12 protein-coding genes are annotated in these 12,830 nt (G+C 37.9%); 7 read left to right on the top strand and 5 right to left on the bottom strand.

Going from position 1 to position 12,830, the window contains the following annotated elements; all coding sequences use genetic code 11:
* Positions 1–54: 54 nt before the first annotated feature.
* Positions 55–1,113 carry an inorganic phosphate transporter gene (locus FUA48_RS12220; protein WP_147583790.1) on the bottom strand — a complete coding sequence of 353 codons (1,059 nt, stop codon included), beginning with the start codon at positions 1,111–1,113 and terminating at the stop codon, positions 55–57.
* Positions 1,114–1,138: 25 nt separating this feature from the next.
* A complete protein-coding gene (locus FUA48_RS12215) occupies positions 1,139–1,783 on the bottom strand; it encodes a DUF47 domain-containing protein (RefSeq protein ID WP_147583789.1) in 645 nt (214 codons plus the stop codon).
* A gap of 299 nt (positions 1,784–2,082) precedes the next feature.
* On the opposite strand from FUA48_RS12215, the gene FUA48_RS12210 reads away from it, so the two are divergent.
* From FUA48_RS12210 to FUA48_RS12180, 7 genes are all read left to right on the top strand, one after another.
* Positions 2,083–3,195: a hypothetical protein gene (locus FUA48_RS12210; RefSeq protein WP_240732452.1), complete on the top strand. Its 1,113-nt coding sequence runs from the start codon at positions 2,083–2,085 to the stop codon at positions 3,193–3,195.
* A 173-nt stretch (positions 3,196–3,368) separates the two neighbouring features.
* Positions 3,369–4,997, top strand: a complete 1,629-nt coding sequence (locus FUA48_RS12205) for an acyl-CoA carboxylase subunit beta (protein WP_147583787.1) — start codon at positions 3,369–3,371, stop codon at positions 4,995–4,997.
* A gap of 35 nt (positions 4,998–5,032) precedes the next feature.
* Positions 5,033–5,944, top strand: a complete 912-nt coding sequence (locus FUA48_RS12200) for an alpha/beta hydrolase (RefSeq protein ID WP_147583786.1) — start codon at positions 5,033–5,035, stop codon at positions 5,942–5,944.
* An 87-nt stretch (positions 5,945–6,031) separates the two neighbouring features.
* A complete protein-coding gene (locus FUA48_RS12195) occupies positions 6,032–6,682 on the top strand; it encodes a class I SAM-dependent methyltransferase (protein WP_147583785.1) in 651 nt (216 codons plus the stop codon).
* A gap of 80 nt (positions 6,683–6,762) precedes the next feature.
* A complete protein-coding gene (locus tag FUA48_RS12190; RefSeq protein ID WP_147583784.1) occupies positions 6,763–7,233 on the top strand; it encodes a hypothetical protein in 471 nt (156 codons plus the stop codon).
* Positions 7,234–7,328: 95 nt separating this feature from the next.
* Positions 7,329–8,948 carry a M1 family metallopeptidase gene (locus FUA48_RS12185; protein WP_147583783.1) on the top strand — a complete coding sequence of 540 codons (1,620 nt, stop codon included), beginning with the start codon at positions 7,329–7,331 and terminating at the stop codon, positions 8,946–8,948.
* Positions 8,949–9,125: 177 nt separating this feature from the next.
* Positions 9,126–9,491: a hypothetical protein gene (locus tag FUA48_RS12180; RefSeq protein WP_147583782.1), complete on the top strand. Its 366-nt coding sequence runs from the start codon at positions 9,126–9,128 to the stop codon at positions 9,489–9,491.
* Between the two features lie 20 nt (positions 9,492–9,511).
* On the opposite strand, the gene FUA48_RS12175 is transcribed toward FUA48_RS12180, so the two are convergent.
* From FUA48_RS12175 to FUA48_RS12165, 3 genes are all read right to left on the bottom strand, one after another.
* On the bottom strand, positions 9,512–10,534 hold the full coding sequence (locus tag FUA48_RS12175; protein WP_147583781.1) for a hypothetical protein: 1,023 nt from the start codon (positions 10,532–10,534) through the stop codon (positions 9,512–9,514).
* 281 nt (positions 10,535–10,815) lie between these two features.
* Positions 10,816–11,862 carry an AMP-binding protein gene (locus FUA48_RS12170; RefSeq protein WP_147583780.1) on the bottom strand — a complete coding sequence of 349 codons (1,047 nt, stop codon included), beginning with the start codon at positions 11,860–11,862 and terminating at the stop codon, positions 10,816–10,818.
* The gene (locus tag FUA48_RS12165) at positions 11,855–12,790 is read right to left on the bottom strand and encodes a CPBP family intramembrane glutamic endopeptidase (RefSeq protein ID WP_147583779.1); all 936 of its coding nucleotides are present in this window, start codon (positions 12,788–12,790) and stop codon (positions 11,855–11,857) included. The genes FUA48_RS12170 and FUA48_RS12165 overlap by 8 nt, the downstream gene beginning before the upstream one ends.
* Between the last annotated feature and the right edge of the window lie 40 nt (positions 12,791–12,830).

The following is a 12,830-nucleotide window of genomic DNA, read 5'->3' as shown; positions in this document are numbered from 1 at the left end:
CACCCTTTACAGATATATGCTTTTCAAAAAATATTATAATTATAAAACTATCCTTTAGAAAATACTGACTACATAGTAAATTATAGCAGCAAGTATAGCCGATACAGGTATGGTTAATATCCAAGCCCAAAGCAGGCTAATGGTTACCCCCCACCTTACGGCCGATACCCTTTTTGTTACACCCACACCTATAATAGAACCTGTAATAGTGTGTGTGGTAGAAACCGGAATACCAAAATGTTCGGTCGTATATAGTGTAATGGCACCTGCAGTTTCGGCAGCAACACCCTCCAGTGAGTTTACCTTAGTAATTTTAGATCCCATTGTCTTAACGATTTTCCAACCGCCGCTCATAGTACCCAAACCTATCATAACAAAACTCACAAGCGGCACCCAGCTCCAGTGATCTACAAAATAGGCAAATTTATTTTCAGCAGCTATATACGCCACTTCATGCTTTATGTTAACCTGATAATAAATAACCGCAGCACCTATAATACCCATAACCTTTTGTGCATCGTTAGCACCGTGCCCAAGGCTAAACAATGCCGATGATACCAACTGTAACCTCCTGAACCATTTATCGGCTTTAGAAGGGTTTGCTTTTCTACATATATTGAGTATGAGTATCGTTATAAAATAGGCCACCACCATACCTAATAGCGGAGCCATAAAAATAAACAGTATAATAGGTATAACCTTAGCATAGTTAACCACAGTGTTTATGTCTGCTCCCGGTATGGTAAAAGCATGCGCAAGCGCAGCACCCATAAAACCACCTATCAGCGTGTGTGAAGACGACGACGGTATACCCAGTTTCCAGGTAAGCAGGTTCCATGTTATGGCTGCAATAAGCCCGGCAAGTATAACCTCCAGTGTAATAAAATCTTCGCTAACTGTTTTTGCAATGGTGTTACCAATTTTAAACTCCCCTATCCAGTACTTAGAAATAAAGTAAGCCAGAAAGTTAAAAAAGGCCGCCCACAGCACCGCCTGAAAAGGCGTTAATACCTTAGTGGCAACGATAGTGGCGATGGAGTTTGCCGCATCGTGAAAACCATTAATGTAATCAAATATTAATGCTAAAACTATAATGATAATAAGTAGCGTCATGGTAAATCAGTTAGGGGTTTGCGGTTTATGAATGTTTTACAGCGATAGACTCTAAAACGTTCGCCACACCCTTACATTTATCTGAAGCCGATTCAAGCGCAGCAAGAACCTCTTTATACTTAATTACATTTATAGCATCAGTCTCGTTTTCAAAAATATCGGCAACTGCCTTATCAAAAACGCTGTCAGATTTGTTTTCAAGCTTGTTTATCTTCTTACAGGCATCTGCAATGCCTTTAAGGTTTTTCATGTCTTTAAGGTCGGCAACTGCACCCTGTATAAGCTGACAGGCTTCAAGGTTAATTTCGGTCATCTTTCTTATTGACTTAGTAATCTTCTCTACCTGATACAGTCTCATTCTGCTTGCTGCACCATACATATAGTCGGCCACATCATCAATTGCAGTAATAAGCGAGTAGATATCTTCCCTGTCAAAAGGTGTGATAAAGTTCTTGCTTAGTTCAAGGTTAGTCCTGTGGGCTATACCTTCAATTATGCCTTCTAACTCTTCTACTTTAGTAAAGTATTCGTCCCTTTTATTCTTAGGGGCGTTAACCGCTTCGTGCAGTGTTTCGGCAAGATGTACAAGGTTTTGTGTTGCCTGCTCAAATAGCGGGAAAAATTTCTTATCCTTCGGAACAAGAAACTGGAAGATACTGTTTATTGACATGAATAATATTTTGCGGCAAATGTACCTAACTAATGTTAAGAAATCGTTAAGTTATAATCAACCGAGTGTTATTAAAACAATACAGAAGTTACCCTTACTTTTTGCATTATTTTAAAAATCAGGAAAATAATTTTTTGGAAGATGCAAATAAACTACTGAAAATGAATTAAAAAATAGTTAACTTCAAATTTAATTTTAAGTTAGAGATTAATTAACAATAACTTAAAACTGGACATCGCAGGCAGCTTTTTTAAGTAAGTACTTTTGCAACGATTTTTAAAACTACCCCTAGTATGAAAATGAAATACAAAAAAAAGTCGATTCCTCCATTAAGTTTAATTGAGAGATTTTCTAACGAAAAGATCTTCCTAATCATTATCTTCTGCATTTTCATATTTAGTGCGCTGTTTTACAACCAGCCGCAAATTGCCATGTGGATTGGTTTCCTTACCGCTGCCTATGCAACTGTTTCTAACGACAGTATCCAGTCACTTGGTACTTTTATAGAAAGTAACAAACACCGCAAATGGTATGTACTTTGGCTATATATTGGCGCCATATTTTTAGTAACCATTGCAATTAGCTGGTTTACATTAAACGGAGACGTTACTTACGGTAGGCTTATTGATGCCGAAGATGTAAGTAAGTACCCGCACCCTGAGAACTTCTCGTTCTTTATGCTTATGGCTCCACTTGTACTGCTTATACTTACCAGGTTAAGAATGCCGGTATCTACCACATTCCTTATGCTAAGTGTATTCAGCTCAAGCTCAAGCGGTATCACATCTATGATAACAAAGAGTTTATCTGGTTATGTAATTGCTTTTGTATTATCTGTTCTTATATGGTTCTTTGGTTACAACTACATCCGCAGGAAATTTAAAGGCCGTAAAGTTCACCCTTCATGGATGGTAGCTCAGTGGATTGTGAGCGGTATCCTTTGGTCGGTTTGGGTGATGCAGGATGGTGCAAACGTTGCAGTATTCCTTCCAAGAAGGCTTGATGTAACCCAGTTTGTTATCTTCTGTGTTGTTATCTTCTTAGGTTTAGGTATATTATTCTACCTGCGTGGTGACAGGATTCAGAAAGTAGTTAGCGAAAAATCGCGTGTTAGCGATGTTAGGGCTGCTACCCTTATAGACCTTTCTTATGCACTTATCCTTATCTATAAGTTATTTATAAGTACTGTACCAATGAGTACAACATGGGTTTTCCTTGGTTTAATTGGCGGACGTGAAATAGCCATTAACCTTGCCCGTCTTAAAAAAGGCAAAAAACACAAGAACAAAGCACTTAAGATGATTGGTAAAGATTTCTCTTTTGCTGCTATAGGCCTTATCATTTCGGTTATGCTTGCAGCTACCGTTAATGAGGCTATTAAAACAGACTTACTAAACTTCTTTGGTTTATAAAATATAGTTTTGGTTAATCAATAAAAAAAGGACAGCTTTAAAGCTGTCCTTTTTTTTTATTTTTAACTTTTAAAAATTTGTAACACATTAGCTGTTTTCACTGCTAATATCAAACGTTTTCGTATTTTAGCAGCACTTAAATTACAACTATCACAAAAAAAGACATAAGTTCCATGGATATTAACTTCAATAAGAATGAAGACCACAACAAGCTTTTACTTTCCCAACTGAAACAAAAGCTGGCTAAAGTAAAGCTTGGCGGCGGAGAAAAAAGAATTGCCAAACTTCACGGCGAAGGCAAAATGACCGCACGCGAACGTATAGAGTACCTTTTAGATAAAAATACCGAAAGCATAGAAATAGGCGCCTTTGCCGGAGACGGTATGTATGCCGAACACGGTGGCTGCCCTTCTGGCGGTGTGGTAGTAAAAATTGGCTATGTAAGCGGAAAACAATGTATAGTAGTTGCTAACGATGCTACCGTAAAAGCCGGAGCATGGTTCCCTATTACAGGAAAGAAAAACCTGCGTGCTCAGGAAATTGCCATAGAGAACAAACTTCCTATTATTTATCTTGTAGACAGTGCAGGTGTGTACCTGCCAATGCAAGATGAGATTTTCCCGGATAAGGAACACTTTGGTCGTATCTTCCGTAACAATGCGGTTATGAGCAGCATGGGTATTACACAAATTGCTGCCGTTATGGGTAGTTGTGTTGCCGGTGGTGCTTACCTGCCTATTATGAGCGACGAAGCACTTATTGTAGACAAAACAGGAAGTATTTTCCTTGCAGGAAGCTACCTTGTTAAGGCCGCGATAGGCGAAAACATTGATAATGAAACACTGGGCGGGGCTACTACACACTGCGAAATATCTGGCGTTACCGATTATAAGGCAAAAGACGATAAGGATGCCCTAAACACCATAAGAAATATAGTAGATAAGATAGGCGATTTTGAAAAGGCAGGATACAGCCGTACACAACCTCAAAAGCCTGCCCTTGACCCTAACGAGATATACGGTATACTGCCTAAGCAACGTTCTGAGCAGTATGACATGATGGAAATTATTAAAAGGCTTGTTGACAACAGCGAGTTTGAAGAATACAAAGCCGGCTACGGACAAACCATCATTACAGGCTATGCCCGTATAGATGGCTGGGCTGTAGGTATTGTGGCCAACCAGCGTAAAGTGGTTAAGTCTAAAAAAGGCGAAATGCAGTTTGGTGGTGTTATCTATTCAGACAGTGCCGATAAGGCCACAAGGTTTATTGCCAACTGTAACCAAAAGAAAATACCGCTTGTATTCCTTCAGGATGTTACAGGCTTTATGGTAGGTTCTAAGAGTGAGCATGGCGGTATAATTAAAGACGGGGCTAAAATGGTAAATGCCGTGAGTAACTCGGTTGTGCCTAAGTTTACTGTAGTTGTGGGTAACTCTTATGGTGCCGGTAACTATGCAATGTGCGGTAAGGCATATGACCCTCGTCTTATTTTTGCCTGGCCAAGTGCTGAGCTTGCCGTTATGGGCGGTACTCAGGCAGCTAAGGTATTACTGCAAATTGAGGCTTCTTCGCTAAAAGCAAGAGGAGAAGAAATTACTCCGGAGAAAGAAGAGGAAATGTTTAACAAGATCAAGGCAAAGTATGATGCTCAGGTATCTCCTTACTATGCCGCTTCAAGGATATGGACAGATGCTATTATAGACCCTCTTGAAACCCGTACATGGATATCTATGGGTATAGAAGCTGCTAACCACGCTCCTATAGAAAAACCGTTTAATCTTGGCGTGATACAGGTATAATTTTTATATTTACGTCACAACCCTAAACAAAAATTATGAAACGATCTCTTATAAAAGCTGCTTTATGCTTTTTAGCACTTACTCCTGTAGTCAATGCTCAGGATGTACGTACGTTAGAACACTTTGAGTCAGAATATGTAGATGCAAGACAGGTAGATGTCTGGCTTCCGCCAAACTATGAAACCGATAAGAACATGAGCTACCCTGTACTATACATGCAGGACGGACAAAATGTACTTAACGACGAGACAGCTATGGATAACACTTCATGGCAGGCCGGGCGTACTGCACTCGATTTGATAAAGCAGGATAAGATAGGTCCGGTTATTATAGTTGCCATATGGAATACTCCAGACAGGTTTTTAGAGTATTTCCCTGAGAATGCAGCTCAATATCTTACCGATAGTGAGAAAAAACAGGTTATGGAGCTTGCGCAAAAGGATGGCTCAAATAAAAAACAGTTTTTAGGGGACGAATATCTTAAGTTTCTTGTAGCGGAATTAAAACCATATATAGATTCTCATTTCAGGACTTTAAAGGATGCTAAGAATACTGCTATATGCGGAAGTTCTATGGGCGGACTTATATCTATGTATGCCGCTTTTGAATATCCTGAGGTATTTAGTAAGGCAGCAGGCCTTTCTACACACTGGCCTGTATTTTTTGATAATAACGACACTAACCCTGCCGAAGCTATCAGAAAGTATATGGAAATGCATGTACCCGCTCCTAAATCACACCGATTCTATTTTGACCTGGGTACTGCCTCTTTAGACCAGTATTATGAAGACCATCAGCAGCAGGTTGATGCAATTATGGAAAGAAGTGGTTATGCCCAAAACGACAATTACCTTTCTCAGGTTTTTGAAGGAGAAGAGCACAATGAAAAAGCATGGCGCAATCGCTTTGATAAAGCACTATTGTTTTTATACAAATCAGATCAGTAATAAAATCTGAATATTTATCAAACCGGCTTTAAAAAGCCGGTTTTTTTTTGCTAAATTTATTGGAAACTAAGCTAAAAAACCCCCGCCATGAAACTAACTGAAAATCAGCTACAGCAACTGGCTCGCCAGTTAAGCCACCCTGAAGGAGAAACAGGTTTGGAAGTGGCTGAAATGATGAACTTTACAAACGGTAACCTAATCAATAAGGTTATAGATTCCCTTCAAATTAAGGAAGGTGATGCCGTTTTGGAAATTGGTCCCGGTAACGGAGCCCATGTAAGTTCTATCACCAAAACTCCCGATACTCTTTATTACGGAGCTGATATTTCGGAAACAATGATACATCAGGCACAAAAACTTAACGCCAGTCAGGTTAATGCCTCTTTTATACTTACAAATGGCGACACCCTGCCCTTTGAAACAGAATTCTTTAAGAAAGCATTTACAGTTAACACCATTTATTTTTGGAAAGATCCTCAGGCTTATGCTGCCGAAATAGCACGTGTTATGCAGCCCGGAGGTACACTATCTATAGGTTTTATCCCCAAAAGCACTATGATAAAAATTCCGTTTGCTAAGTATGGCTTTACAATGTATGAAGCCGCCGATGTAGAAAAATTATTAAAAGATACAGGTTTTAAAATACTCGATACCATAGAAGATACTGAGCAGGTTTTGAGTAATAATGTAGAGTATATAGATCGCGAGATCACTATTGTTACTGCGGTTTTAAAATAATCTGAAAAAAATCAGTTTTTTTAAAACCAACCGTAAACACGTTTCGTATATACTTTCATTACCAACCAAACCTTATCTTTATGAAAAAGCTAATTATCGATGTTAGCTGCGACGACGAACTTAAAAACGTTGTAGCCATAGACAAAGTAACAAACTACCTTGAGTACTATTTTGTTGCTGAGCTTTTAACCCGTAAAGGCATTGCCGTTAATGCCAAACTCAATACTGTTGTACAGGTTAGCATTACCGTTATAGAAGACGGCCTTTACATAACCTCCCTACCTCCTTTTGTATGCGATAGCGATAATGCAAGGATTTATCCTGTACTTATATCTATGGGCGAAAGCATTAAAAATGCGGGCGACCTGCACATACAGCTTTCACTGGTGCTTTTTGATGCCATGAAAGAGTTTTTACTTGAAAACTTCAAGAAGATAAACAGAAAGGAACTGGAGGAAATGAAACTTCGCATAGATCTTGATTACCTTAACAAGGTAGCCTGTGCCGTTAACGGAGACAACAGTATTCCGTTACCTGTACTGCACCCCTAAGCTGTAAACCAAAATATAGCTTAACGGGTATCCTGTTTTTTTATTGGTAACAATTTCTTACATTTCATGACTAATAGTTTATAAAACTGTTTATCATGAAAAACACCTTAATAATTGCGTTAGCCGTACTGGGCATTAACAGCCTTAGTGCACAAAACTATACCCGCAGGGACAGCCTTCAGGGCGGGCTTCGTCATGAACGTACCAGCTTTGATGTACAACGTTATGACCTTAATATAACCATAGACCCTGACAAAAGGTATATAAACGGCTATAACGACATTACTTTTAAGGTAACCGATGATACCGACAGGATTCAGCTTGACCTTTTTGAGAACATGAAAATTGAAAGCATTGTTCTAAACGGGCAGACTTTACAATACAAACGCGATAACGATGCCGTTTTCATTAGCTTCCCTGCACCGCTTAAACAAGGCAGTGAGCAAAAAATACGATTTAATTATTCCGGTAAGCCTAAAGTAGCGGCAAATGCCCCTTGGGACGGCGGTTTTGTTTTCACTAAAGATAAAACAGGCAAACCGTGGATAGGTGTTGCGGTACAGGGTACGGGTGCCAGCCTTTGGTATCCGGTAAAAGACCACCAGAGCGACGAACCCGATAATGGTGCAACCATAAAAGTCGCAGTACCTAACGGACTTATGAATGTTTCTAACGGGCGTTTTACAGGCAGCGAAGATCTTAAAAACGGTTATACCCGCTGGGACTGGGAAGTTAAAAACCCTATCAACAACTACGACATTACGGTAAACATTGCCGATTATGCCCATATACACGATAATCTTGACGGACTGGACCTGGATTATTATGTATTAAAGTACAACGAAGAAAAAGCCAAAAAACAATTTGAACAGGTTAAACCTATGATGGAATGTTTTCAGGCAAAGTTTGGCGAATATCCTTTTAAGGAAGACGGTTACAAACTTGTAGAGACTCCGTATCTGGGCATGGAACATCAAAGTGCCGTGGCATACGGTAACGGTTACCGCATGGGGTACCGTGGCGGAGACCTTTCGTTTACGGGTGTGGGGTTACTGTTTGATTATATAATAATCCATGAAACGGGACACGAGTGGTTTGGTAACAGCATTACCTCTAAGGATATTGCCGATATGTGGATTCATGAAAGCTTTACCACTTATAGTGAGACCGTGTATCTGGAATGCCTTCACGGCTACGACCAGGCTATGAAATATGTGTACGGCCAGCGTATGAGCGTTATGAACGATAAACCCGTAATAGGTGTTTTTGGTGTAAATAAGGAAGGATCAGGCGATATGTACTTTAAGGGTGCGCTTATGCTAAACACTATCAGGCATATCGTAAACGACGATGCCAAATGGTGGGCAATCCTACTTAAATATTCCGAAACCTATAAAAAACAGGTAATAGACGGACAAACGGTAATTGACTTCTTTAGTAGGGAAAGTGGTATCGACCTTCAGCCTGTATTTAACCAATACCTTCGCTATAGGAACATTCCGGAACTTGAACTAAAGCTTGAGGGCAATAAGCTACAGTACCGCTGGAAAGCCGATGAACCCGCTTTTGCCATGCCAGTTGCTGTAGATATAAACGGTAAGGAAATACGCTTACAGGGTACCGATAAATGGCAGACTCTAAAAGTGGATACAAAATCTATTAACGATATAAAACCAAAAGTAACTGAGTTTTATATTAAAGTGGATAAGGAATAAAGGAATTGTAGCCCCACAATACCAGTACGCACCTAACACACAGCCAGGGACATACAAGGTTACTGTTAATCCTGAAAAAAGGAAAGCAATAAAGAGATATTGATAATTTGGGGTTGGATAAAATTCAATATGATAATAAAGGAAAAGGGAAATTAGGTACATTAACAAATACTTACCATGAAAAAACTCAACAAACACTATATGATTGGAGCAGTTTTAATTATATTTTTATCATGCAGTTTTGTTAAACAAGATAAAAATATAATCTATCAAAGAGATATTATTGGTACCTGGCTTTTAAATAAAAAACAGGTTAATTACCCTCAGTTAACATTCTCTTCCGATAATACTTGTATTTTTACAAGTATGGGTGATACTCTTTATCGATTTAAATACGAAGTTAAAGGAAATGAGCTTATACTTGAAGATGTTCTAAAACAGGTATCAAGAAACAAAATAATTTCACTTACACGTACCACTCTTATATTTGAAAAATTAGTTGAAAATAATTCAAAGCAGGTTTACACAAGGAAGAAAGACTAATGTTAAGGGTGAATATTAACTTAATTGTTTTCGATGTAGGTTATAAAGTCAGAAACATTAAATATTTTAATGTTAATATTAAATAGTTCAAATGCTATTTTAGCTTTCTCTCTTGTTTTTTTATCATCAATTACAAATATATCACATGTTGAAGCAAATGCTACGTGATTATAATCTGAGATAATATTATCTAAGTGATGCCCTATCTTAACTGTTTCTACACCTACACCTTGAAAATCTAAAAAACTGCATAATTTAATAATCTTCGTAAAGAAATTTATATTTTTCTCGTTCCCTATAAATTTATCAAAATAATGTAAAAAGCTTTCCTGTCCATTTTTAACTGCAAATTCATTAAGAACTTCTAATGAATCAAATCGCTTATCATTCAATCTTCCAGTGTTAACTTTCAAGTCTTTTTGATAAGCTGTACGAGCATCAATATAGCTGTTATCACTTAAAATTGTTTTTGATAGATTAAATAAATTTCTAAAAAAATCAGTCATTGAAATAGTCTGGTCATTTCCTAAAAGTTTTTTAGATTGCTCTAAAGTATTAGGATATTTTTTCAATGAATCCTCATAGAATGTTTTATCATTTTCTATTGACCAAGGATTAGGAAGTTGTAAATTCATAATCGGTAATATACCCTTCAAACTCTCTAGTATATTCTCAAAATCAATTGAATCAATGTTCTTATTAGCATCTAAATATTGATTCATCGCTTCTTTGGCCTCTAAATTCAAAAATTCAATTTTATCATTTCTGTTGGTTATAAAAAGTGATTTAGAATATTTTTGAATTTTATTCAAATGACCCGAAATTCCATCTTCCCCTTCTTTAAGGTAACTCTTGTAAATATCAAGTATATGAGCGTGAGAATATGGTAAAATATATTTTGAATCATTTTTAAGAATGTTAGTTAACTTTTTATAGTTTTCAGTATTTGACTCAAGTCTAGAGTAAATAGCCCAATCCAAATATACTCTTATCATAATAAGCTCTAAATTAAAATCCCCCGTACGGGGGATTTTATTATACATATATAATTATTTGTAAAGATCAGGAATTCTATCGGAAATTGTTTTTGCTAACTTTTCTTATCTTTCTCCATATCAAACTCAAATGTATATTTTAATCGATGAGAAGTTGATATTACTTTTGGAACTATCCCATAATCTTTTGCAATTTCATCTAATATAACTGAACACTCTTCTTTGCTTGACGGTATAGATAGTGAATAAACATGTAGTGCCATAATTAAAAATTTATAGTCTCAAAACTTTATTTTAACATAATAGAATTGATGTCAAAAAATTAAACATTACGCCTCCTGTAACGATTTGTCACGTATTACCTTACCGCTAACGGTTTCGGCAAACTTAGGTACAAACAGTATCTCTTTTGGTTTTTCGAACTTGCCTAACCTTTTAAACACATCGTCTTCCAGGGCGTAAGGCTCGCCTTCTATAACAAGTACCAGTTTTTCACCAAGGGTTTCGTCGGGCATACCTTTTACAAAGTAACGCCTGTCTATATGTTCAGATAGTTTTTCTTCAATCTGTTCAGGGTACAGCTTAACACCACCACTGTTAATCACGTTATCATAACGCCCTAACCATATAAACTGTGTATCGCTTACAATCTCTACCACATCGTTAGTAACAACGGGCTCGTCGCAAATAACATAAGGATCTATTACAAGGCATTGTCTTTCATCCTGACTAATCTCCACATTAGGCAATACGGTAAACGCCTCATCTCCTATCGGTTTTGCTGCAATATGTGTGATGGTTTCGGTCATTCCGTAAGTCTCATAAATTTTGGTAGGCATACCTTTCAGTTGGTTACTAAGTGCCTGGCTTACTTTAGCACCGCCCAGTATCAGTTTTTTAACCTGCTTTAACTGCATAAGGCTGTTTTGAGCCTGTAGCGGTACCATAGCACTAAAATCATACACGGTGTCCAGCCTCTCTAACGGATGTGACACCGGAGCAATCATATCCATATCCCATCCTAATATAAAGGCACGTACCAGCATCATTTTTCCTGCTACAAACTGTGTAGGCAGGCAGTGCAGTACTTTTATGCCTTCGTCAAGGTCAAAAAATTCACCAGTTGCCAATGCCGAGTTAACCATGGCCTGTTTGTCTACCCTTATCATTTTAGGCAGTCCAGTAGTTCCCGATGTTTGCATTTCTATAAAGTCGCGGTGGTCAAACCAGTCTAATAAAAATTCGCCTACCGCTTTTTCGTGCGGTTCACCTTCTTTAATGTAAATGTAAGCAGTGCGGCACAGGTCATCTTCATTAAGATGAAAGCCATTAAGTTTAAAGCCGCTGTGTACAAAGTGATAGTCTGGGTTACTCATGTGGGGATGGTGTTTGGTTAATACTATCGTTGGTTGGCAGTTCAAGTTTACCGGTCAGTTTTTCTTTCCAGTTGTGCCAGTTATATTTCTTACTAAAGATAAATAAAAGAATCGGGAAAATGATAAAAACAGGTAACACAACGCTCAATCCCATAGCAGGTTCAGATACTTCTTTTAGTACCGAATGAGTTTGAAATGCAGTCCAGTCGGAAGTTACCAGTAAGGCAGTTATAAGGTTATTGGCTGCATGAAAGCCTAATGCCAGCTCCATACCATCGTCCATTAATGTAATTATCCCTAAAAACAGACCTGTGCCTATATAATAAATCATGATTATATAGCCCATTTTATCCACTTCAGGATTAGCGATATGCATAAGTCCGAATATTATGGATGTAATGAGCAATGCCGCCAGCCTGCTCCTTGTTTGTACGCCAATACCCTGCATAAGGTATCCCCTAAAAAGGTATTCCTCAAAACTGGTTTGCATAGGTATTAGTACTATTGACAAAGCTGCAAGTATGGCAAAAGGAACCGGTTTAAAATTCCATACATAATTATCCGGATGCGAATAGTAATCAAACAAAGTTACTGCCATTGTAAATGCCGACCATATTCCGAAAGCAAAGAAAATACGCTTCCAGTCAACCTTTTTTCTGGCGGTGGTAAGGCTGCGTATAGTTTGCTTGTGAATAAACTTTACATATAGTAACAACAGAATAAGGCCAACGGCAAGAGGCGCAATAAGATCAAAAAACACCCTATTGGCTCCTTTTTTTGCCACTTCCTGGCGCAACAGCTCCTCGGTATTTATATTTAAAAACTTTATAGCGGCATAATTAAGCACCATCATCACTAAAAAAACTAATGGTATAGGTAAATACAGTGCAAAATTAAAATCCTTGCGATGAGCCTGTTCTATAAACATGTGGTGAAATTGAGAGTTTAAAATTTGTTTGCCCTAAGTT

The sequence above is a fragment of the Flavobacterium alkalisoli genome, assembly GCF_008000935.1.
Taxonomy (GTDB): domain Bacteria; phylum Bacteroidota; class Bacteroidia; order Flavobacteriales; family Flavobacteriaceae; genus Flavobacterium; species Flavobacterium alkalisoli.
This window is presented reverse-complemented; position numbering and strand designations above follow the sequence as displayed.